Origin of the sequence: Providencia sp. PROV268 (assembly GCF_028477805.1) — a bacterium.
GTDB lineage: Bacteria > Pseudomonadota > Gammaproteobacteria > Enterobacterales > Enterobacteriaceae > Providencia > Providencia stuartii.
Window position 1 is genome coordinate 27,985 of the sequence record NZ_JAMPLW010000014.1, and the last position, 23,840, is coordinate 51,824.

At 43.4% G+C, this 23,840-nt stretch carries 15 protein-coding genes; 5 read left to right on the forward strand and 10 right to left on the reverse strand.

Translation table 11 applies throughout. The features are described from left to right. Positions 1–301: 301 nt before the first annotated feature. Entirely contained in the window at positions 302–2,920 is a 2,619-nt protein-coding gene (gene pepN / locus PR699_RS11770) for an aminopeptidase N (RefSeq protein ID WP_014657939.1), read from the reverse strand. Between the two features lie 510 nt (positions 2,921–3,430). Between pepN and pncB the strand changes: the two genes are divergently transcribed. From pncB to PR699_RS11790, 4 genes are all read left to right on the forward strand, one after another. After that, the gene (gene pncB, locus PR699_RS11775) at positions 3,431–4,645 is read left to right on the forward strand and encodes a nicotinate phosphoribosyltransferase (RefSeq protein WP_014657938.1); all 1,215 of its coding nucleotides are present in this window, start codon (positions 3,431–3,433) and stop codon (positions 4,643–4,645) included. 339 nt (positions 4,646–4,984) lie between these two features. Beyond that, positions 4,985–6,385, forward strand: a complete 1,401-nt coding sequence (gene asnS, locus PR699_RS11780; RefSeq protein WP_004918174.1) for an asparagine--tRNA ligase — start codon at positions 4,985–4,987, stop codon at positions 6,383–6,385. A 531-nt stretch (positions 6,386–6,916) separates the two neighbouring features. Beyond that, positions 6,917–8,011, forward strand: coding sequence for a porin (locus tag PR699_RS11785; RefSeq protein WP_148271244.1), 1,095 nt, complete (start codon positions 6,917–6,919; stop codon positions 8,009–8,011). A gap of 350 nt (positions 8,012–8,361) precedes the next feature. Beyond that, positions 8,362–9,552, forward strand: coding sequence for an amino acid aminotransferase (locus PR699_RS11790; RefSeq protein ID WP_004918170.1), 1,191 nt, complete (start codon positions 8,362–8,364; stop codon positions 9,550–9,552). A gap of 181 nt (positions 9,553–9,733) precedes the next feature. Here the strand turns inward: PR699_RS11790 and PR699_RS11795 are convergent, their stop codons facing one another. The 8 genes from PR699_RS11795 to cmoM form a co-directional block, all read right to left on the reverse strand. Beyond that, positions 9,734–10,381: an MBL fold metallo-hydrolase gene (locus PR699_RS11795; protein ID WP_004918165.1), complete on the reverse strand. Its 648-nt coding sequence runs from the start codon at positions 10,379–10,381 to the stop codon at positions 9,734–9,736. Between the two features lie 116 nt (positions 10,382–10,497). Next, positions 10,498–11,046: a YcbK family protein gene (locus PR699_RS11800; RefSeq protein WP_014657936.1), complete on the reverse strand. Its 549-nt coding sequence runs from the start codon at positions 11,044–11,046 to the stop codon at positions 10,498–10,500. A gap of 383 nt (positions 11,047–11,429) precedes the next feature. After that, a complete protein-coding gene (gene ldtD / locus PR699_RS11805) occupies positions 11,430–13,157 on the reverse strand; it encodes a L,D-transpeptidase (protein ID WP_014657935.1) in 1,728 nt (575 codons plus the stop codon). A 394-nt stretch (positions 13,158–13,551) separates the two neighbouring features. After that, positions 13,552–14,265: an acid phosphatase AphA gene (aphA, locus tag PR699_RS11810; protein WP_014657934.1), complete on the reverse strand. Its 714-nt coding sequence runs from the start codon at positions 14,263–14,265 to the stop codon at positions 13,552–13,554. 261 nt (positions 14,266–14,526) lie between these two features. After that, positions 14,527–18,972, reverse strand: a complete 4,446-nt coding sequence (mukB, locus tag PR699_RS11815) for a chromosome partition protein MukB (protein WP_004918156.1) — start codon at positions 18,970–18,972, stop codon at positions 14,527–14,529. Next, positions 18,969–19,697 carry a chromosome partition protein MukE gene (gene mukE, locus PR699_RS11820; protein ID WP_004918154.1) on the reverse strand — a complete coding sequence of 243 codons (729 nt, stop codon included), beginning with the start codon at positions 19,695–19,697 and terminating at the stop codon, positions 18,969–18,971. The genes mukB and mukE overlap by 4 nt, the downstream gene beginning before the upstream one ends. After that, complete coding sequence (gene mukF, locus PR699_RS11825; RefSeq protein WP_014657933.1) at positions 19,678–21,003, reverse strand: chromosome partition protein MukF; 1,326 nt, start codon at positions 21,001–21,003, stop codon at positions 19,678–19,680. Before mukF ends, mukE begins: the two co-directional genes overlap by 20 nt. Then, positions 21,000–21,788: a tRNA uridine 5-oxyacetic acid(34) methyltransferase CmoM gene (gene cmoM, locus PR699_RS11830; RefSeq protein ID WP_004918152.1), complete on the reverse strand. Its 789-nt coding sequence runs from the start codon at positions 21,786–21,788 to the stop codon at positions 21,000–21,002. The genes mukF and cmoM overlap by 4 nt, the downstream gene beginning before the upstream one ends. A gap of 404 nt (positions 21,789–22,192) precedes the next feature. Between cmoM and elyC the strand changes: the two genes are divergently transcribed. Further along, positions 22,193–23,020: an envelope biogenesis factor ElyC gene (gene elyC / locus PR699_RS11835; RefSeq protein ID WP_014657932.1), complete on the forward strand. Its 828-nt coding sequence runs from the start codon at positions 22,193–22,195 to the stop codon at positions 23,018–23,020. A gap of 71 nt (positions 23,021–23,091) precedes the next feature. Here the strand turns inward: elyC and kdsB are convergent, their stop codons facing one another. Further along, positions 23,092–23,835 carry a 3-deoxy-manno-octulosonate cytidylyltransferase gene (kdsB, locus tag PR699_RS11840; protein WP_014657931.1) on the reverse strand — a complete coding sequence of 248 codons (744 nt, stop codon included), beginning with the start codon at positions 23,833–23,835 and terminating at the stop codon, positions 23,092–23,094. Positions 23,836–23,840: the final 5 nt, after the last annotated feature.

Consider the following 23,840-nt stretch of genomic DNA (forward strand, 5'->3'; position numbering starts at 1 on the left):
AAAGACACAATGTTCCGCGCGTCAAAACACTCAACAAATGAAATTTGCTGAGGCCATTTTTAACAGGGATACATTTTCATCCGATAAAACGCGACATAGATTACCCTATTTTACGCCTTTTTTTCTATAAAAAATTCATTTATTCGCTACTTGCAAACCAAAGTTGCCTTAATCGGCAATTGAACCGTTGCTGTCAATGGAATAGCACCGCATACAACCTAATATGATTGCCTGATTTAAAAGAAAAAGCCCTTGAAACGACGTTCAAGGGCTAACAACACAGCTAATATCAGTAAAGAACTTAGCTTTCGAGCGCTTTCGTCACTTTTTCGAACAGATCACCTGAAAGGTTATCCAACGCTTTGAGTTGCTCTAACGTATTGCGCATCAGGCCTTGGCGTTTATCGTCAAAACGTTTCAAACGGATCAACGGTTCAATCAATCGCGATGCGACCTGTGGGTTACGTGTATTTAAATCCACGAGGATCTCATACAGGAATTGATAGCCGCTACCATCTTTCGCATGGAAAGCTGACGGGTTACCGGAGGTAAACGCCCCAACCAAAGAACGCACACGATTTGGGTTGCTCATACTAAATGAACGGTGATTCAGCAAGCTACGTACTTTCTGCAAGACATCCGGTGCAGGGCTAGTACCTTGCAATGTAAACCATTTATCCATCACTAGGCCATCGTGGTGCCAACGCTCATCAAAGGCCGTCATTAATGACTCTAGGCACGGTAACTGAGACTCACTCGCCGCCGTTAATGCGGCTAAAGAGTCGGTCATATTATCGGCCGATTTGAATTGTTCTGACACTAATTTGTCTGCGAGTGCTTGATCATCGCCTGCTGCAATATACTGTAAGCACACGTTACGTAATGAACGTTTCGCAATATCGCTGTGGTCAACACGGTAGCCATCAATTTTAATCGATTGATAAACCGCGAGGAATTCATCAGCCATTGCTGTCGCCAGTTGATGAGCGATAAAGTTAGCAACATAATGGATGGCATCAGGGTCGATAGTTTGGAAAAATTCTGCCATCTCATTTTCAGAAGGCAGAGTCAAAATCAGTGCCGCGAGTGCTGGATCGATGGTGTCATTAAGTAACACTGCTCGGAATGCATCAATCACATGCTCAGGGAGAACGAGCGCGTTGCCCGCCTGATAGTTCGCAACGTTGATCTTCACATAGTTACCGATCAGTTGCTGAGCTGCATCCCAACGTGAGAACTCATTACTTGCATACTGCATCAGAAAAGCGAGTTGCTCATCACTGTATGGATAGTCCAATTTAACTGGCGCAGAAAATTCACGTAGTAATGATGGCACAGGGCGGCTTGGCACATTATCAAAAGTGAACGTTTGTGATGCTTGCGTAACATTCAATACAGCGTTTACGCTACTGCCAAGATATTGCAGAGGAATAACGGCCCCATCTTCACCATACAACTCAATATCAAGAGGAATGTGTAACGGCTGCTTTTCTGACTGATCCGCGGTCGGAGGTGTCATTTGGCTCACATGCAGCACATACTGTTGCTTTTCAGGGAAGTACTCATCACGAACCGTTAATACAGGTGTCCCTGATTGACTGTACCAACGACGGAATAACGAAAGATCCACATTCGAAGCATCTTCCATCGCTTGCACAAAGTCGTCACAGGTTGCGGCGCTGCCATCATGACGATGAATATACAGTTGCATACCCGCTTGGAACATTTCTTCCCCTAGCAGAGTATGGATCATACGAATAACTTCAGCCCCTTTTTCATAGACCGTTAGCGTATAGAAGTTATTCATCTCGATCACTTTTTCAGGGCGAATTGGATGAGCCATTGGGCTTGCATCTTCAGCAAACTGAGCCGCACGCATCACTTTGACATTATTAATGCGATTGACAGAGCGAGAGCCAAGATCTGAACTGAACTCCTGATCACGGAAAACGGTCAAACCTTCTTTTAGGCTCAGTTGGAACCAATCGCGACAAGTGATACGGTTACCTGTCCAGTTATGGAAATATTCATGACCGATAACAGATTCTATATTTAAGTAGTCTTTATCGGTTGCGGTTTCATTTTTAGCGAGCACATATTTTGAGTTAAAGACATTCAGCCCTTTATTCTCCATCGCGCCCATATTAAAGAAATCAACCGCCACTATCATGTAGATATCAAGGTCATATTCAAGACCAAAGCGATCTTCATCCCATTTCATGGCATTTTTTAGGGATTGCATTGCCCATGGTGCACGATCAAGGTTGCCTTTATCAACAAACAACTCTAATGCGACCTCGCGGCCTGTGCGCGTCACGAAAGTGTCGCGAAGAACATCAAAATCCCCCGCAACTAACGCAAATAGGTAGCTTGGTTTAGGGAACGGATCTTGCCATTTCACCCAATGGCGCCCATCATCGAGTGTCCCTTCGGCAATACGGTTACCATTCGATAGCAAGTAAGGATAGCGCTGTTTATCGGCGGTAATTGTCGTCGTATAACGCGCTAACACATCCGGCCTATCCTGATAATAAGTAATATGGCGGAAACCTTCTGCTTCACATTGAGTGCATAATGCATCCCCTGAAACATATAAGCCTTCTAATGCTGTGTTTTTTTCAGGGCTGATTTCATTCACTATGCGTAATGTGAAAGCCTCAGGCAATGATGCCAATATCAGCTTACCATCTTGCTCTTTATAATCAGTCCAAGGCTGACCATCCACTTCAATAGAGACCAATTTAAGGTCTTCACCATGCAGTTCCAGTGTAGATGAGGCTGGGTTAAGGCGTTTGACTTGGCTAATTGCCGTCACGACGGTTTTTGCGGGATCGAGGATAAAATCAAGATCAATTTCAGAGATAGTATAATCAGGTGCTTGGTAGTCCTGACGATATTTCGCTTGTCGCAATTGGGTCATATGAAACCTTTTTTATTCGTTAATTCGATATAGTCGTTTACCAATTCTTCTTTATATTACTATACGCTGCTGCAACATAAATGCTATATGAGAAACACTCTCATCATACTATGTTAACGATTTATGACTATCAGTATCGATAAATGTTAACAATTGGTTTGTTCGTTGATGCTATAACGCTGTTAAATAGAAAATTACGTGTTAGTATCGTTTCATGCTCAATGACTGGCAATGAGTATATTAACGCTTGTTAATCAACTCTAATCGCTAATGTGCCATTCTGGTCAATGACGTATACTCTAAATCATTCGAGAGCCATGGCAAATAGGCCATAACCGTCACCGATAAGGCGACAACTCGAAATGTGATGAGTATAAATAAATATTGGAAATGCTCACAGACACAAGAGTGATGCAATAAGGCTTCTATCTTCTGTCAAAGTGAGTATACTTTTCCAACTTTAACGATTTAGCTAATAAGTAGATAGCTCCGCGAGGACGCCTGCGCGCCATGAATTTAGACGCTACCCCTATTATTACATCACTGCTTGACACTGATGCTTATAAGCTTCATATGCAGCAGGCCGTATTTCACCATTACAGCCAAGTACCGGTTGTCGCCGAGTTCCGCTGTCGTAGTCGTGAAATTCTAGGTGCCTATGCCGATGAAATCCGCCAGCAAGTCCAATTGATGGCTCGCCTTTCACTCACCGATGATGAGGCCAACTATTTAAAAGAGCTTCCTTTTTTCAAAGACGATTATCTTGCATGGCTAAAAACGTTTCGCTTTAAACCTGAACAGGTCAATATCACCACTGCGGATGATGGGCAGCTCGCGATTCGTATTAGTGGCCCATGGTGCGAAGTGATTATGTGGGAAGTTCCCCTCCTCGCCTTGATCAGTGAAATAGTTCAACGCGATAGGCATCCACAGGTGACCCAAGAAGATGCCGTTACTCAGTTGAAAAAATTACTGACGGTATTTTATGATCAAGCGGCCGAAAACCATATCGACCTTAGCCGCTTTAAACTCATGGATTTCGGCACGCGTCGCCGTTTTTCCTATGATGTCCAATCTGCTATCGTCTCCTTGCTTAAAGAGGAGTTCCCTTACCTTGTGGGCACAAGTAATTACAAACTGGCACATAAATTAGGGCTAGCCCCCGTCGGCACCCAAGCCCATGAATGGTTCCAAGCGCACCAACAAATTAGCCCTGAGTTAGCCAATAGCCAACGTGCTGCACTCCAAAGTTGGCTTGACGAATACCCCGACCAACTTGGCATTGCATTAACGGACTGTATCACGATGGATGCATTTTTGCGTGATTTCGATGATAACTTTGCGAAGCGCTACCAAGGATTACGCCACGATTCAGGGGATCCTATTGAATGGGGAGAGAAGGCCATTGCGCACTATGAGAAATTAGGCATTGACCCAATGACTAAGACGCTCGTGTTCTCAGATAGTCTCGACTTACAAAAATCATTAGAGCTGTATCGCTATTTCCATAAACGCATTAACCTTGTGTTTGGGATTGGCACAAGGCTCACTTGCAATATTCCCGGTGTCGTACCTCTGAATATTGTGATCAAATTGGTTGAATGCAACGGCAAACCCGTCGCGAAATTATCCGATAGTCCGGGTAAAACCATTTGTGAAGACGATGAGTTCGTTAATCAGCTTCGCAAAGCGTTTGATCTTCCTAAAATGGAAAAGGCTTGCTAATTTGGCGATGCACTGTGTGATACCTTAATGGGAATAGGTATCACACCAATTCCCCTTTCAGCGTACGCAATAACACGATAACTTGTCGCTTAATAATATATTTGCTTGCTATTCTAACCCCAACTAGGTTATAGCTAGAGGCTATTGCACTTTTTGGTACAAAAGTATCGATTTTTTACTTGTTTCCTGCCTCACGGCAAGTAACATAGAACTTTAACCTTGAAATAGAGAATTTCGGGAAAACAAATACTTTCATTGGTCTATAAGATGAAAAATGGCTTATTTAGCCCAGTGAAAATGTCATCGTTAATTTCGTTTATATAAAAGAGAGTAATTTTTATGATCGTAGCGCCTGTAGTCGATGTACTGCAAGGCCGTGTGGCGGTTGGCTCTGAAGTCACCGTTCAAGGCTGGGTACGTACAAGGAGAGATTCAAATGCTGGTTTTTCTTTCCTCGCCGTTTATGACGGTTCCTGCTTTAACCCATTACAGGCTGTCATCAATAATAATTTACCTAATTATAACGACGAAGTCCTGCATTTGACGACAGGCTGTTCTGTTGAAGTCACGGGGATCGTGAAAGAGTCACCGGGTCAAGGCCAATCTTTCGAATTAGAAGCAACAGCCGTTAACGTTGTTGGTTGGGTTGAAGATCCGGATACTTACCCTATGGCTGCAAAACGTCATAGCGTTGAGTACTTACGTGAAGTCGCACACTTGCGTCCTCGTACCAACTTAATTGGTGCGGTAGCTCGTGTTCGCCATACCCTCGCCCAAGCGCTGCATCGTTTCTTTGATGAGCAAGGCTATTTTTGGGTTTCTACCCCAATTATTACAGCTTCAGATACCGAGGGTGCAGGTGAAATGTTCCGTGTTTCTACACTGGATTACAACAACCTGCCACGTAACGACAAAGGCGAAGTGGATTTCAGTGAAGACTTCTTTGGTCGTGAATCCTTCTTAACCGTATCCGGTCAATTAAACGGCGAAGCTTATGCCACCGCATTAAGCAAAGTCTATACCTTTGGCCCAACATTCCGTGCAGAGAACTCAAACACCAGCCGCCACTTAGCGGAGTTCTGGATGGTAGAGCCAGAAGTGGCCTTTGCTAGCCTAGACGATGTTGCGGGTCTTGCTGAGCAAATGTTGAAGTTTGTCTTTAAAGCTGCGCTGGATGAGCGCCGCGATGACCTTGAGTTCTTCGCTCAACGTGTCGACAAAGAGGTTATCAACCGCCTTGAAAGCTTCGTTAATTCAGATTTCGCTCAAGTTGATTACACTGACGCAATCAAGATCCTTGAAACCTGCGGTAAGAAATTTGAAAACCCCGTTTACTGGGGGGTTGATATGTCTTCTGAGCATGAGCGCTATTTGGCTGAGCAACATTTCAAAGCACCTGTGGTTGTTAAAAACTATCCTAAGGACATTAAAGCTTTCTATATGCGCCTTAACGAAGATGGCAAGACAGTGGCAGCAATGGATGTACTCGCCCCCGGTATTGGTGAAATCATCGGTGGTTCACAACGTGAAGAGCGCCTTGATATGTTAGACGCGCGTCTTGAAGAGCTTGGAATGAACAAAGAAGATTACTGGTGGTATCGTGACCTACGTCGTTACGGTACCGTGCCTCACTCAGGCTTTGGCCTCGGGTTCGAGCGCTTAGTGGCTTATGTAACAGGTGTCGGTAACGTCCGTGAAGTGATCCCATTCCCACGTACACCACGCAATGCGGCATTCTAATCACTACAGCTTTTCCAAATAAGCTTCCAATATCGAGCCTATCATGGCTCGATATTTTTTATCACCGTCATTCTTTTTAGTCGATTTGCGAAATACATCACAGCGTTACCAACTGAGCACAATTTCTGCACCCTTTTTAAATTGATTTAGCTTAGATCGGAAAATTCCGCTTTTTTCATCGTTTTTTGTTTTCTCTATAAGCAAATCTATCACTTATATTTATCTAAGCTGTTCAAAAAAAGTTCAATTTGACCTTTAAAAAAGTTCCCTAAATTTTGTAATTATTTTTAAACTGGTCATACCTGTGGTTATTTTTCACTCTATTTTTTACATTTTGAAACACCTTGTTACCATTTGTTTCAGAATCTTTATTTTTGTAGCACTTTGAGGGTAGATAAATTTATTTACCAATGGAACACTGGACGCCGACATAGACGACACTAATCTCTCATAAATAGTTCCAAATTTTTTTGAGAATTATTTTTGGCAGTGGCAGGTGTCCGAATAACACCAATGAGGGTAATAATAATGATGAAACGCAATATTCTTGCAATGGTTATCCCAGCTCTGTTGGCTGCAGGCGCAGCAAACGCAGCTGAAGTATACAACAAAGACGGCAACAAACTAGACGTTTACGGTAAAGTTGACGTTCGTCACTATTTTGCTGACGCTGATAAAGGTAAGAAAAGTGAAGATGGCGACGACTCACGCGTTCGTTTAGGTGTTAAAGGTGATACTCAAATCACTGACCAACTGACTGGTTTTGGTCGTTTTGAGTGGGAAACTAAGACTAACAAAGCTGAAGACAACAACGAAAACAAAAACCGTTTAGCATATGCTGGTTTGAAATTCGCTGACTTCGGTTCAATCGACTACGGCCGTAACTACGGTGTAGTATACGACACGAACGCATGGACTGACGTGTTCCCACTGTGGGGCGCGGACACTATGGCTCAGTCTGACAACTTCATGACTAGCCGTAACCGTAACCTGTTAACTTACCGTAACAACAACGCGTTCGGTTATGTTGATGGCCTGAGCTTCGCTCTGCAATACCAAGGTAAAAACGGTGACAACAACAAGTCATCAGCAGGTAAAGCTGCTAAAGACAACGGTGACGGCTACGGTTTCTCAGCAGCGTATGATTTAGGTTGGGGCGTATCACTGGGTGGTGGTTACTCTAACTCTTCTCGTACTCCTAAGCAGCAACATGAAACAACTGCTGGTGGCCAAAAAGCGCAAGCATGGAACGTTGGTGGTAAATTCGACGCTAACAACGTTTACTTAGCCGCTATGTACGGTCAAACACTGAACACTACTCGTTATGGTTCAGCCGACAATATCGCTAACAAAACTGAAAACGTTGAATTAGTTGCTCAATACCTGTTCGACTTCGGTCTGAAACCATCTATTGGTTATAACCAATCTAAAGGTAAAGACCTAGGTGCTTGGGGTAACAAAGACCTCGTTAAATATGTTTCTGTAGGTTCTTACTACTACTTCAACAAAAACATGTCTGCGGTTGTTGATTACAAAATCAACCTGCTGAAAGACAACGACTTCACTCGTGAAAACGGTATCAACACTGATAACGTAGTTGGTCTGGGTCTGGTTTACCAGTTCTAATTATTGTTTAAACAATAATTCAGACAACAGTGAAATCTGTTTTGAAAAGCAACGCTTCGGCGTTGCTTTTTTCGTCTGTATAGCGAGCTTGCACAACCTATTGTATTTCCACCTTTTAGTTACCGCTAAGCCATTAAATCTCGCATAAAAATCAATTCTTAAGTTAATCTGTGGGGAAGTAAGTGAAAACCGCTGTATTTTGTGCGATTAATGGTCATATCCCATGCAATTTATACCTGCATCACAAGATCTTGCCAATTTTTAGTAAAACGGTTGGCAAATTGTTTTCTGCGCGTTAACCTGAGCACTCAACATTTTCGGCTTAACAACTGAGCTTTGGAATCGACAACATGTTTGAAAAAATTACTGCTGCCCCTGCTGACCCTATTTTAGGCCTTGCTGATAGTTTCCGTGCTGATCCTCGTGAAAACAAAATTAACCTCGGTATTGGCGTCTACAAAGACGAGTCTGGTAAAACCCCTGTTTTAGACACTGTAAAAAAAGCAGAGAAATTCCTGCTTGAAAACGAAAATACCAAAAACTATCTTGCCATCAGTGGGATGCCAGAATTTGGTCGTGTCACCCAAGAGCTGTTATTTGGTAAAGAGCATGAAATTGTCACCTCTAAACGCGCTCGTACTGCACAAGCGCCTGGAGGTACGGGTGCCCTACGTATTGCCGCTGACTTTATCGCTAGTCAAACCAATGCTAAACGTGTTTGGATAAGCAATCCAACATGGCCAAACCACAAAAATATTTTTGAAGCCGCTGGCTTAGAAGTGTTGACTTACAACTACTATGATGCCGCAAGTCATGGTATGGACTTTGATGGTATGCTCAACAGCTTATCTTCTGCGGTAGCCGGTGATGTTATCGTTCTGCATGGCTGCTGCCATAACCCAACAGGTATCGACCCAACAGCTGAGCAATGGGCTAAACTCTCTGCCCTATGCGCGGAGAAAGGTTTACTGCCAGTATTTGACTTCGCTTATCAAGGCTTTGCTAAAGGGTTAGATGAAGATGCTGAAGGGCTGCGTATCTTTACCCAACAAAACCCAGAAATGATCGTCGCCAGCTCTTACTCTAAGAACTTCGGCTTATATAATGAGCGTGTCGGTGCCTGCACCATTATTGCTAAAGATAGCGATAATGCAGAGCGTGCGTTTAGCCAAGCAAAAGCGGTTATCCGTGCTAACTACTCAAACCCACCAGCACACGGTGCAGCCGTGGTTACGACCATTCTTTCTGATGACGCACTAAAAGCAGAGTGGATCCAAGAGCTGACCTCAATGCGTGAGCGTATTAAACGTATGCGTCAGTTGCTGGTGAATACACTGGAAGAAAAAGGCGCTAAACAGGACTTCAGCTTCATTATCAACCAAAATGGTATGTTCTCCTTCAGTGGCCTCAATAAAGAGCAGGTAGAGCGCTTACGTAGCGAATTTGGTATCTATGCAGTTAGCTCTGGGCGTATCAACGTCGCAGGTTTAACGCTGGAAAACATGGTGCCACTGTGTGAAGCCATCGTAAAAGTGCTGTAATGGCTTAACACGATAAAGTTTTTACAATAATAGAACGCCTCTCAATAAATTATGAGAGGCGTTTTTTCTTTTTAAATAACAGAAAACTAGCTCGATAAAATCACAGAAATAGCCATGTCCCAACAGGTTGGGGCATGGCTTCATAGGGTGAAAGCAAGCTTAGATGGTGATTAAGTCGTCATCACCAAACAGGAAGATCATCCTGCAAAAATGGATTGGTTTTGCGCTCATGACCAAGATCTGACATTGGCCCGTGGCCTGGGATAAACTGATAGTCATCCCCTAAAGGCAGAACCTTGTTTTTGATTGAAGCAATCAACGCCTGATGGTCTCCACGAGGGAAATCACTGCGCCCTACCCCCCCTTTAAACAGCACATCCCCCATTGAGATAAGTTTATCTGCATGGTTAACAAAAATAATGTGGCCAGGGGTATGACCGGGGCAATGCAATACATCAAAGGCCATCGTTCCACAATGAACAGTCTGCCCCTCTTCTAACCAATAGTCAGGGGTGAAGCTAGGACCACCTTCAATATTAAACATCGCATGTTGCTCTGCTAGCGCTTCAATCCAAAAAGCATCTTCTTTTTGTGGGCCATAAATAGGGGCTGAGAAGTGCTTAGAAATGATAGCCGTTGCACCGATATGATCAGCATGCCCATGCGTGAGCAGAATTTTAGTGAGTTTTAAACCACGCTCTTCGATAGCGGCAATGAGTTTTTCAGCTTCACCACCGGGATCGACTATCACTGCTTCCATCGTATTTTCATCCCAAATCACCTGACAATTTTGCTGAAAAGGGGTGACTGGGATAATCATATAGTTCATTAAGCAATCGCTCCGTAATCTGTTTTATTTATACCCTAAATACTTCAAGAAACAGCGCAAGGCAAAGTAATCCCTGCGAGTGCTGTGACTTGAAGTACGCTGAGCATAGGTACAGATTACCATGTTCTTGCCGGACCTGTATCAATATGGATGAAATTACTTTTTGGATAATAACCAACGCCGCCAGCTCTCATTTTCAGTGCCGCTTTACGGATATGGCTCAATTGTATCCCTTCGATATGGAAGTCCATTGCTTGTCCACGAGTATGGTAACTCTTTTTCGCCACCCCCGAGCTGCTACGGCGCAAGGCATTATTTGTTTCAAGTGAACGGTAACCTGAAATCAATTGAATAGGCTTATTCGACCCTAACATAACCTGTAACATATAAATTTGGTCGAATAACTTAGGATCAATGGTTTTGACTTTATCGCAACGGTAATCACGGAATAAGTGATTTAATCGAGCTAACTCAGATTTGTTATAATGGCGTCCATCAAAAAACTCTGTTTTTAAAAATTCCCCAGTATTGAGGTTTTGAAAACGCAAAATTTTTGGTTTAGGCGTCGTCATAGCAGCAAAAACATGGCTAGGCAATAAACTCAGCCCAAAAGCGGCTGCACCAGCACCTAACCACTTGCGGCGATTTTGGTCGATAATATCCATAGATGGTAACTCAAATTTCAATGGGTTAAACATACCCAGCCGTTCGAGCTACAACTTAGCGGCTAACTTCTTTCGAATCACTTCATTGCGCGCCTAGCTGCATCTCGAATGAGAGAGTATAGGAACAAAATTTATACTATTGTTCAGTCTAACAAATGATATTTAACTTTAATGTATAAAAATGTAAAGAAATAAGTAAATAAGCGCAAATTTGGCATATTTACGCCAAAAGAGTGAACTTGGTCACTCATAATAAACAGAATATCTTCTTGTTATTGAGTAATCATTGAAAATATAGGTTTTGATACTTAAGTGTAACCCACTATCAACTAATTATTAGTGATAATAGAAATATCAGGGAGGAAACCTCCCTGATATCACATTTAATGTAAGATGTTTTTTATTGCGGGTAAATATTTTTCAGCATTATTGATACTATTATCATATTGGTAAATATCAGCGCGGTACTGAGGCTGTTGCTCTTTGTCTACCCACGCCGTTTGATAATAAAGATAAACGGGGATCCTATCCGGAATATTCACATAACGCGTACTTCCTGCTTTTACTGCACCATCAATACGCTTTTGCTCCCACCCTACATCACCTAACAAGATACTGGCTAATTCGCTAGCTTTATTTACCCGTACGCACCCTGAACTGATAGCACGTGCACTCCGATTAAATAAGCTGTGGTTCGGTGTATCATGCAGGTAGATTGCATCCGAACTTGGCATATTAAATTTATAGCGGCCTAATGAGTTGGTTGGCCCCGGTGCTTGGCGGATCCGATAAGGGAAATTCGCTGGAGTGATCACATCCCAATTGATGGAGTAGGGATCAATCTCAAAGGAGTCTTCCCCCCATCCGGAATAGACCGTGTAACCTTTGCGGCTAAAATAGCTAGGATCCTGCTTCCCTCTTGGTGCAATGTCTTTACGAGCCATGCTGGTAGGCACGCTCCAAGGTGGATTGATCACCACATTATTTAATGCACTGCTCATTATTGGCGTTTTACGATCAGGCCGGCCAACAATCACTTTCGAATCTAAAATCACTTCATCATTTAGGAAGAAATTTAATGAAAATGCAGGGATATTCACCAAGATCCCAGTGCCATTATTTTCAGGAATAATACGTAAGCGTTGAATATTCAACGCCATTAGCCCTGCTTTTTGCTGAGGTTTCATATTCAGCCAAACTTTGGTGCCTTTCCCCACCATACCGTCAGCTTCCAAGCCGTAGCGCTGTTGAAATTTTTTGACAGCTTCAACTAGCTCATCACTGTACAAACGCGCTTGTGCGGTCGCTTTGGCGATTTCTGCATCTGGCGCTGCGGCATCTAACTCTGTATTAATCGCCGTTTCATCAAGTAGCCCTTGGCGATACAAGATCTCACGTAAAGCGATAACATCATCACTCGATTGACCCGGTTTTAGGGTTTTGGTATCCACTAAAGCCAACCCATCGTCATCCATTTTTAGTTGCCTCAACATTTCTTCGCGCATAGGCTGATACAGGGAATGTTGAGGCGCTTGTAATTTGACCCATTCATTAAGGCGGTTTTCGGCGGCGGCATCCAACCATGGCTTCATTTGCTCTGCCGTAGGTGCCACTATTTTGTAAGGCTGTTTCCGGTATAGCCAAAATTGTCCATTAGCTGAAACACCAGAAAGATATTGTAGATAACCCAACATGGCATCAGACAAAATCACATCACGGCCTAATTCGCTCAACTGAACATGTTCAAGGGCGGCTAACCACTCATTAAATTGAGGTTGTACCCCTGAAAGTGCCAGCTCCGCCAGTTGTTGCTGAAACTGTTCGATAGCCGTTTCATCTTGCCATAACAGTTTCATCTGCCGATCTGCATAAATCTTCGCGAGTTGTGAAGAAAAAACAGGTTTTATATCGGCAGGTAATGCACCCGTAATTTGCGCTAAACTTTCAGTTGGTGTGATAGTCGCCACAGGGGCTGCCACCACCTCTTGCTGCAATGGCGCTTCTTCTGTCAAAATTAGCCCATTGTCTTGCGCTGAAAATACAGGAAGTTGTATCGACAACAGCCCACAAATTACCGAAAGTTGCAGAGCTTTCACTCTTTTCTTTGCCATAAATCCACCTTAAGTAACCACATGGATAACAATCATTTTTTATTATATTGAATATTAATTGTATTTAATTTCGAAAAGAATGTTATAGGAATTGGCTAATTTTGTCTTTAAATAACGCGAAACGATTTTACGCTTAGCCATTAAAACAGAATAAATACAACCAATGAAAAATAGACGTATTTACTGCTAAAATACCTAAAAACAAATCATAAAAATGAAATAATAACTAGATTGTTAAATTAAATATGACTTAAGTGTGATAGTTTCCTCTTTACACCTCTTTTGACTATTTCATGGCGAATGATACATTTACCTCTTATGAGTTAATCTTTGTGAGATACTAAAAAAGGCGCCAGGCGCCTTTATATTATTCATGTTATGTCGATTAACCTAATTAATATTCAGAGTTAATCACAACTTCTTCACCAAATTGCCCTGCTTTAGGTAATGGTTGGTAGGAGGAGTTTGCGGCACGTAAAATACGAATACCACGGATATTTAATTCACGAGCTGCGGCAATATCGGCATCAGCATCACCATAATAAATTTTTAATTTATGGTCACGCATCCAACTGACTTTATTATTTTGTCCCGGTTCATCCCCCGCAAAAATGACTGGGTTCATTTTATCTGCCGGGATACCAAGCCCTTCTTGTACATATTGGCTAACGGTTTCTGTTTTTGTCTTCGTGCGGCCAGTAATAAAGTAAACAGTATCACCACGTTTTAGATGCATTTGGACTAACTCGATGCCGACTTTTTTAGGCATGCTGAATTTATCCCATTCATTATTCATCTTTTCCCAAAATTCCCTATTTTTGAGATAACTAAAATCCTTTGGAGAATATTCTAGTTTACCGCGATAAAAACCAGGACTGGAAAAAAGTACGGTATCATCAATATCAAAACCAACAGCCATAGGAGCTTGGCCTTCAAGGCTATTTTTAATTTGCTCAACAGAAACCCAATGAATTGGTTTCTGTTCAGCTAACTCTGCCACAGTTACCCCTGGGCTAACAACGTCTGGCATTAATACTTTTGCCTGTGACGTTGCCGTAAAGCTGAATACTAACGCGATGGCACTTAGGGTCAATGTCGTTTTTTTCATGTTGGATCCTTACTGATTTATTGACGATGCAGGCATCATGAAAGCAAGCCATAATTATACGAAATATAATTTATTTGGAATGCATCACAAGAATTCAGATAATAATGTCTTTTCTCTCATAAAAATGAGATTAATGTCTCATAGTGACTTTCTTATTCCGATCCAATTAACCACTATTCAGTAAATTTAACTTATGCGGATTTTTATTAAAAAAAAACGGCATTATTTCTAACGCCGTTTTTAGTGACTTAAATAGGTTAATTACCCTTGAGGCAATTGTGCTTGTGAACTTGGGTTATCTTGACCAAACCCTTTTAATCCAACAACGTGTACGTGCTCTCGATTATCAAACACTTTACGAACCAATTTATAGGTCGTTCCTTTTTCAGGACTGATATTCTCAGGTGCTGCAATAATCAGCTGCATTTCTAACCGCTCACACAGCTCAAACAAGGTAGCGATAGATTTTGCATCCAGTCGAGCGGCCTCATCAAGGAACAGCAAGCGGCAAGGAATGATATCTTTTGCACGTAAGCGACGTGACTCCTCTTCCCAGCTTTGCACCACCATAACCAATATCGACATCCCTGTACCAATCGCTTCACCTGTCGATAATGCACCACTTTCCGCCTTCAACCACCCATCGGATCCGCGGTTAACTTCAACTTCAAGTTCAAGGTAATTACGATAATCAAGTAACTCCTCACCGATAGTTTGCGGTAAGCGTTGCCCCATATCGATTTGTGGGTTCAAGCGTTGATAGAGCTTAGCCATCGCCTCAGAGAAGGTTAAACGCTGGCTGGTGAACAGGTCTTGATGCAATTCGCTCTCTTCTGAGAGCACCGTCAATAACAGAGAATGGCTTTCTCGAATATTGACATTCAAGCGTACCCCTTTCACCTGACCAAACGCAACGGCCTGCAAGCCTTGGTTCAACATGCGAATACGGTTCTGTTCACGCTGAATGGTCTTACGAATAATGTTAGCCACACTCTTCGAACTGATCGCCAGTTTTTGCTCACGAGCCGTTAGCTCTTCTGTTAATCGAGCCAACTCAATTTCCATTTGCTCAATTGCATCGATGGGGTCATCAGTACGAATGATATCTTGACGAATACGCTCGCGAAGATGCTGATAAACAGCAATAAAGAATTGGATCTTACGCTCTGGGCGTTTCGGATCTTCAGATAAACGCAGTACATCACGTAAATGTTCATTATCTGCTACCGCTAAACGTAACGCCCCCAAAGCCTTATCCGACATTGAGCGTAAACTATCACCGTCAGTATAAGCCAATTCTCGACGGTGTAAACGCCGCTCAACACCATTGTCTTTCACCAAGCGCATGACAGCACACCAGCCAGCCTTAGCCGATACCACTTGTTCGCGCAATAGATAATAATCTTTCTCTAACTTGCGAATACGTTTTTGCAAGTTTTCCATTTCCGCTTCACATAAGGTCTGCTGTTTTTCTAGCTGGTTAATTCGGCTACGATTCGCCATGACAGATTGATGTAGCTCATCACGACGAATACGTGCACGCTCTTGCGCATCAGGATCCGCTTTAACACCAATATCCTGCATTTCTGCTTCTAGCTCTTTTAACATCTCTTGTTTGGTATCAAACGAGCTGCGAAGCGACGCTAAAACTTGATTGAATTGTGCTGATTGTGATTGCTGCTGACGTAACTGCTCACGAGCGCGGCTTCTTTCATTTTCAGCTTGCTCTAAGCGTTGGCGGAGTTTTTCGTTAAGGTCGGCATTCTCATTCACCATCCCCGTCGAATCACTGTAGCTAAAGTGGGCGCGACGCTGCACCACTTCCACCAAGGCAAAGGCCTGTTGTTTCGCGATTTGCTGACTATGTTTCGCGTTCTCATAGTCTTGACGTAGCTGATCATGTTGCTCAGGGTCACTCAATAACGCGGTAACGATAGGCTCTAGTTTTGCTAACGCCTGACCATGTTTATTTAAGAAATGGGCAGCTTCTTCTGCTTCTGAAAGCTCATCTCGAATTTCGTCAGCACGATCCGCTAGCGTTTCATCCATCAATAACCCAACTAAAGGTAATAGTCGGTTTAATGCAGATAGAGACTCTTTACCCATCGCAAACTGTTGGCGCTGTTGCTGAGTTTGCTCTTCAAACTGAGCCAAATTACGCTCTATCTCAGTACGTTTTTGGTTTAAGGTGCGGATTTCGGCTTCAGGGTCGGCTTCAAAAGCTACCGAAATATGTTGACCAATAAAACGACTAAAAGCTTGATGTGCACGTTGAATTTTTTGTACGTCAAACGAGAGCGTTGCGTAGCGTTCAGCTAAGTTATCACGCTCTAGTGTCAATGCTTCTAAGCGTGTTTCACGGGCTGCTCGGCCAAATAAGGGCACTTCCGGATAACGAGAAAAACGCCATTGCCTATCTGACGAGCGTACTAATACCGCATTTTCAAACTCTTCTGCATCGAAAACACTGTCATCGAAGGATTGGGGATCCCCTTCAATAAAGTAAACATCTTCTGGGCAATCTTGCAACGTTTCTAATTGGCTGCGCACCACCGAAAGGTCTTGAACAACAATCCCATTTCGAGCAGGACCATACAGCGCCGAGAAATAAGGGGCATCTTCAATGGTGATATCGTCGTAGATTTCCGATAACAACACCCCACCAAAACGTTCTGCAAGGGCAAGTAAACGGCTATCTTCCGCACCACTAGGTTGACTGAGGCGCTCAATTTGTTTCTCTAATTCGCGACGTTGGCTCGCCACCTCGTCACGCTCAACGGTGATTTCCCTTTCCTGTTCAAGCAGTTGCTGCATGTACTCTGTAACAGCACCACTTGATTCAAATGATTGTTTGGCTTGTTCGTTAAGCTGAGTCAACGCTTCTTGTGCCATTAACCATGCAGGCGCTTTAGCCGTTAATACTTGAATGCGTTGACGAATTTGCTCAAGCTCTTGGCGCATCTGCATACGACGTTCGCCGCTTTCGTTGACACCAACACTTAATTCTTCTTGCTGCGCTTCCAACTCGGCCATTAGGCCATCTAATTCATCTGGCTCATAGCTTTTGTTATGTCGCTTACAAAATTCGTTTAATAAGCGCTCTGCATTTTGCTGACTGTCTAAGCGTTGTTGTAATTCAGCGAGTTGCATGCGCAATGGTTGCACTCGCTCTGCCAAATGTTGCTGTGAAGACCAATCGCGTAATAGCGCCCTTGCTTGCTGGTAAGCCTCGCTACGACTGACTTCACCTACCATACTTTTAACAAGTTGGTACGCTTGCTCAAACTGACTGTGTGCCGCATCCGCAACACTGATTTTTTGCTCTAATGTCAGTAACGCTTCTGTGGCCTGCTGCTCGCGAGCTTCAAAGGTTTCTAACCACTCGTCTGCATTTTCTATTGATAAGTCAGGTAATTGGCACAATTCACGCGCCCGAGTCAGTGCCTGCAATGCTTGCTGATATTGAATAGCTCGGGTTTGCTGGACATCAAGCGCCTGCTGATAATCAGCCAACTGGCTTTTTAATTCATCAACTTCAATTTCAGCCGCTTCAGCACGTGCTTCAAACTCTTCTTGGCGCTCTGTCGCCTCAGCAACCACTTCCGACTGCTCTTCAAGACGGAAAGTCAGCTCTTCAATATCGGCTTGGTAGCGATCGATTTTCTCTTGCTGACGCAATGCCGTCTGAACAAGGTTTAAATGGTCATTTGCAGCCTGATAATCAGCTTCTAAATCAGACGATGCATTATTTTGTTCGTTCAATTCGCGGGCAATTTCAACGCTACGAACTTGCTCTTGCCTCAACTGCTTACGGCTCGCCAATAGTTCACTACGCGCTGCCATTGCTGAATCAAGGTGAATACGTCGTTCATTGGAGTGACGCATATAATCGGCTGACACATAATCCGTAGCTTGGCTGATCAGATGTTTGAATAAATCACGATCCGATTGGGTTACGCGGATGGCTTCTAGTGTCAGGCGGTTTTCACGTAGCGCAGCTTCCATGTCTTGGAAAGCCTTACGTACTCCACTGTTTTCTGGCAATAAATAATCACGTAGCGAGCGAGTGATGGCACTAGAGATCCCGCCATACAATGACGCTTCAATCAGACGATAATATTTGCTACGGTCACTGGCTGAACGTAAACGCTTCGGTAAAACACCGAGTTCAAACAGGACTGAATGGTAATCCGTGATTGAGTTGAATTGCTTAAAGTGGAGGCCTTCTTGCTGTTCTAAACGCTCTTTTAATTCGTTGAGAGCGATAACTTTTGCTTGGCGCCCATCCACTATTTCGGTCAAAACTTCGGTCGGTACTGTCGCGATTGGCACACCTTGGATCATGAAAGGTTTAATATCGACTTTCTTATCACGACCCGCAACCTGTTGCAGCCTCACCCCAACAATGACGCGCTGATGTTTAGAGTTCAAAACATCCAAAACAGCATAACAGACACCTGGGCGTAGCTTACCGTGTAAGCCTTTGTCGCGTGAACCTGTTGTTGCCCCTGCTTCGGTGGTATTACGGAAGTGCAGCAAGGTGAGATCGGGGATCATTGCGGTAATAAATGCCGCCATCGTTGTTGATTTACCTGCACCATTTCCCCCTGACAGCGTGGTCACCAGCTCATCAAGGTCAAAAGTACGCGCAAAAAAACCGTTCCAGTTAATCAGCGTCAGTGAGCGAAACTTCCCGCGTTCAATCATACTTGTTCATCCTCATCACTCTCAGCCGCATCTTGGTCTTCGTCTGTCTCTTCATCTTCACTATCCTGTAAGGATAACCCTTCTTCGAGGGAGATGGCCTCACCGTCACGGATCATACGTAATTGGGCTTCTTGAACGTTATCACCACTACGAACGTCAGCACCGAAACGGAATACTGATTCAGAAATAATAAATCTGTTCGAGTCGTTTTGAATAAAATGTACCATGCCTAAACGACGTAAGCGGTTCAGGGAGGTTCTCAGCTTTTCTTGTAGCTTTTGTTTATCCAAATCAGAACCGGTTGAGCGTTGATTAACAAATTTCAATAATTTGCTTTCATCCGCCAACGATAGTAGCTCTTCAAATAGCTCTTGGGCGGTAAAAATGCCTTGGTTAGTCAATCGTTCAGGACTTAAGTAGAGATAGCAAAGAATTTTCCCTACCATCATATCCAGCTCAGATAATACCGAGCGTGGGATCAAAGTTGTTGAACGGGGACGTAAATAGAAAAAGCCTTCCGGTGCCCGAATCAGTTCCACATTGTAGCGTGCATAAAATTGCTCTAACACCTCTTGAAAGTCCATCAAGAAGGCATGGTTATCAAGGTCATCAATACTAATATGACGCCCTGAACGCAATTGACTATCTAGCTCTGGGAAAATGGGGTTGGCCAATGCCTGAGCCAGTTTAACTGGCATAAATTGTTCAATATTTGTCGATGACATGTGCCTGCACCTTGGCTCCGTAATCATTAATTGCTAGCCACTCTGACGGCAATCCCGCCAAATCAGCCTCTGCGATACCTAATTTAACAGCCTGATCAATAATAATGCGTGTCACATCAAAGTGACGTTTCTGTGGATACTGCGTTAAGTACTCTTGTACGACTCGGGCAACATCCAGTGGCTGTTTTTCGCGTTTATAGAATGCCAGTTCCGCTTCCATAAGCTCGGCTAACCGATCGTTCACCTCGCTAAACTCTTCAAATTCAAGGTCTGGAGGCAATTCCCCCATCACCTCTTCATCGTTCAAGGCCAACTCTTCGTCACGCATATCAAATAGACGGTCCGCATTCGCGTAAGTCAGCGCCCATGGGCTATCAAGATATTGTTGAACGGATTGGCGTAAACGCTGCGAGAAAATACGGTTTTTATCCATATCAATTGCAGTACGGATAAATTTATGGACATGGCGGTCGTAACCAATCCAGAGATCGATAGATTGTTGACCCCAACTAACAATGCGGTCTAATTTGTTTTGCAAATCGTAAACTAGCCTATCCACCATATCGGAAAAGACTGGCGCATTCATATTCGCTTCTTGAATACGTAATAAATTCGCCTGTAATTTATCTCCGGCGGCTTCTAACGTATCCTGAAGCTCTCGCAATGTACCGGATGTCTCTGATAACAACTGTTCACAGTTTGCGATAGCGGCCTGCCAATCTTGGTTGAGTAATGCCGCAATATCTTCTTTGATACTATTTTGCTGCTCATCCATCACGCGCTGAGATAAATCAATGCTGTCGAATATTTCAGCCACTGAATATTTCAGGGGGGCGAATACAAAACGGTGCCAATAAAATTCATCGCCGCCTTCTTCGGCTGCCTCTGCTGCCCTTTGTAGCTCACCTGCCACAATGGATAGCTGCATAGACAACCTTAATGTAGAAAACTCACGCTGACGAATGTAGTAGTCGCTTATTCCAATGCCAAGTGATGTCAAACGGTAAATGGCGTTACCTTCTGTAATATCACTGGTAAAACGGTTAAATATTTTCTGGCGAACCATATCATTGATGGCGTTGTTCGCCCTGACAGATAATGATTCCGTGGTCTGTTCAAAACCTTTACACACTTCACGGAATGCATCAATCAACTCCCCTTCATTCATTTCACCGTTAACGCGTTCGCTGTTTAATACCGCAACCGCCAGCAAGAAAGCTAAGCGCTCTGGAGGCAGTGAAATCGAAAAATCATTTTTTCGTGCCCAGGACACGAGTTCAGGGACGGTCTGGGAAAAATCACTCATAAATCGTCCTTTATTATTGGTTTTCGTGCCATGACATGAATATAACGCCCCATGCTGATGTAGGGTTCCTGACGACAATATTGTTGTTCTAAAGCCAAAAGCGCCGGAAAATCTTTTTGCTGTAACTGCCGACTTTGCAGGTAGTCATGAAAGACTCTGACGCCACTTTTGCCAATAATCTCCATTTTACAATCAGACAACCATTCATCGACTTGTTGTGGTAGTAATGGATTTTGTGGCGATAATGAACGTTTACGTCGACGTTGGATATGCGGTGTAGCAAGATGAAAATTACCTAAAATCGCGTTTCGCATTACTAAACCATTTGCATTATAGAACATGACAGAAAATACGCCTTCTGGCCTAATTATATCTACCAACTGTTCAATTGCATATTTCTGTTCACTAATCCATTCAAGTACCGCATGAAATAGCACTAAATCAACCGTACCTTCAATATGTTGGCGAATATCTTGAACGGCACAATGAATAAAACGCATATTTTCGCTAATCCCTTGTTCTTCGGCAAGTTCATTAGCGCGTTCAAGCATTTCTTCGGATAAATCGCAAAGTATGACCTGATGTCCCATTGCCGCCAGTTTGCGCGAAAAGTGACCTTCGCCACCGCCTGCATCTAAGATACGCAATGTTTGCCCATTAAACTGAGATAAAATCAATTGGGTTAGATCTTGCCAAACAACCGCTTCGCGTATTTTACCTTTTGTCGTGCCATAGATATTTTTTGCAAATTTATCAGCAATATCATCAAAGTTGCGGTCTACCATGTATTATCCGGTACTCTTTAAATTAGCCATTCATGCCTGTTAACACAACGCCACCTTCCCAGCAAATGTTAAAATCAGCCAGTTCTTATTTCGCCGTTAATGAAATAAGATCAAATCCAGAATATGATTCAATATTAATTCGGCTAAAATAACGCTGTACATCTGCTTGATGTTTAAGGCTGCTGAAACCTAAATGATATACGCTCAATAACTCGATGTGCAGGGTTTGAACCGCTAGGAGCATCGATAGCTCTGTGACTCGTGCGAATGAGTGTAGTCAAAAATACAGCAACTTGAAGTATGACGATTATAACAGATAACGGCCTTATTTTGGCATAGTGCGGTCCTGAATTCAGCAATCAGAACAATTAATTGACGATAAACTCCAAAAAATAGGTTCACTTATGCTATTTCTTTTAAAAAAATACTTGGGCGCCTTACTTATGCCGCTCCCTCTACTGCTGCTGATCGGGTTTATCGGCCTTATATTGCTGTGGTTTACACGCTGGCAAAAGAGTGGCAAGGCCTGTGTATCCATGAGCCTTATTGTTATTGCCCTTTTAGGGTTGCAGCCTATTTCCGACAGTTTACTTGCCCCTGTTGAAGGGAATTTCGATAAACGCTATGAACTGATCACAGAAAATCCCCCCGAGAATGTTCACTATATTGTCGTGCTCGGTGGTGGGTTTACCTATAATCCAGATTGGAGCCCGAGTTCTAACTTGCTCAACAATAGCCTGCCTCGCGTCACTGAAGGTGTCCGTTTATACCTAAAATACCCAGGAAGTAAGCTTATTTTTACAGGAAGCAAAGCGAATAGCACTATCAGTAGTGCAGAAGTTGCGGCCATGGTTGCTCAGTCACTTGGTGTACCTGCTAGCGATACGATTGCATTAACAGAGCCAAAGGATACGCAAGAAGAAGCATTTGAAGTGGAAAAAATAATTGGGAAAGAGCCGTTTTTGCTGGTGACCTCGGCGAACCACTTACCAAGAGCCATTTCCATGTTTACAGCACGCGGCATGCAGCCTATTCCTGCCCCTGCAAACCAATTGGCCATCAAAAGTGCACTCAATCCGTGGGAAAAATATTTCCCTTCCGCATTCTATTTTAGCCATAGCGAACGGGCTTGGTATGAATTAATCGGCTCTATTTGGTTTTATTTAAAGCCAGATAACACCGAAGCACTAGAACCCCCCATTTTAACGCCTGAGGCCATAGAAGCAGAATAAATAGAACAATAAAAAAGGTGTGGCTCAGAAATGAGTACACACCTTATATGGCTACCGATATTCATCGGTGCTTATTTAAATTGCTTTCTTACTAGCTCGAGATCTTCTGGAGTATCCACACCAGCACCCGGTGCTTTTTCGGCCACTGCCACATGTATTTTTTCGCCATACCAAAGCACTCTTAACTGCTCTAGCATTTCGATTTTCTCTAATGGGCTGGCTTCCCATTTAATATAACGACGAATAAACCCTGCGCGATAAGCGTAGATCCCAATATGACGTAAGAAATGATCACCGATAGCATTTTGGCTAACGGCGAATTTATCTCTATCCCATGGAATGGTCGCTCGAGAAAAGTAAAGCGCATAACCTTCATGATCTGTCACTACTTTTACCGCATTTGGATTAAAGGCTTCTTGAGCATCATGAATAGGCACTGCCAATGTTCCCATCTGCGCTTGGCTACCTTGAAGGTTCCTTGCAACTTGACTAATGATTTCAGGTGGGATCAAAGGCTCATCACCTTGTACATTCACAATGATTTCGTCGTCCGCAAAGCCATAGGTGTCAATGACCTCTGCTAAACGCTCTGTTCCTGATTGGTGGTTAGGATCAGTCATACAAGCTTCACCACCTGCTTGGATAACTGCATTCGCAACGTCAGGGTGATCGGTCGCCACAACGACACGTGACGCCCCTGACTTAATGGCTTGCTCCATGACTCTGACAACCATCGGCTTGCCATGGATATCAGCAAGGGGTTTCCCCGGCAGTCGAGTAGAAGCATAACGAGCAGGAATAATAACAGTAAACATAATGA

Bases quoted from the DNA above. Each gene is read 5' to 3' on its own strand.
- pepN (WP_014657939.1), bottom strand. From the start codon at position 2,920: ATGACCCAATTGCGACAAGCGAAATATCGTCAGGACTACCAAGCACCT.
- pncB (WP_014657938.1), top strand. From the start codon at position 3,431: ATGAATTTAGACGCTACCCCTATTATTACATCACTGCTTGACACTGAT.
- asnS (WP_004918174.1), top strand. From the start codon at position 4,985: ATGATCGTAGCGCCTGTAGTCGATGTACTGCAAGGCCGTGTGGCGGTT.
- PR699_RS11785 (WP_148271244.1), top strand. From the start codon at position 6,917: ATGAAACGCAATATTCTTGCAATGGTTATCCCAGCTCTGTTGGCTGCA.
- PR699_RS11790 (WP_004918170.1), top strand. From the start codon at position 8,362: ATGTTTGAAAAAATTACTGCTGCCCCTGCTGACCCTATTTTAGGCCTT.
- PR699_RS11795 (WP_004918165.1), bottom strand. From the start codon at position 10,381: ATGAACTATATGATTATCCCAGTCACCCCTTTTCAGCAAAATTGTCAG.
- PR699_RS11800 (WP_014657936.1), bottom strand. From the start codon at position 11,046: ATGGATATTATCGACCAAAATCGCCGCAAGTGGTTAGGTGCTGGTGCA.
- ldtD (WP_014657935.1), bottom strand. From the start codon at position 13,157: ATGGCAAAGAAAAGAGTGAAAGCTCTGCAACTTTCGGTAATTTGTGGG.
- aphA (WP_014657934.1), bottom strand. From the start codon at position 14,265: ATGAAAAAAACGACATTGACCCTAAGTGCCATCGCGTTAGTATTCAGC.
- mukB (WP_004918156.1), bottom strand. From the start codon at position 18,972: ATGATTGAACGCGGGAAGTTTCGCTCACTGACGCTGATTAACTGGAAC.
- mukE (WP_004918154.1), bottom strand. From the start codon at position 19,697: ATGTCATCGACAAATATTGAACAATTTATGCCAGTTAAACTGGCTCAG.
- mukF (WP_014657933.1), bottom strand. From the start codon at position 21,003: ATGAGTGATTTTTCCCAGACCGTCCCTGAACTCGTGTCCTGGGCACGA.
- cmoM (WP_004918152.1), bottom strand. From the start codon at position 21,788: ATGGTAGACCGCAACTTTGATGATATTGCTGATAAATTTGCAAAAAAT.
- elyC (WP_014657932.1), top strand. From the start codon at position 22,193: ATGCTATTTCTTTTAAAAAAATACTTGGGCGCCTTACTTATGCCGCTC.
- kdsB (WP_014657931.1), bottom strand. From the start codon at position 23,835: ATGTTTACTGTTATTATTCCTGCTCGTTATGCTTCTACTCGACTGCCG.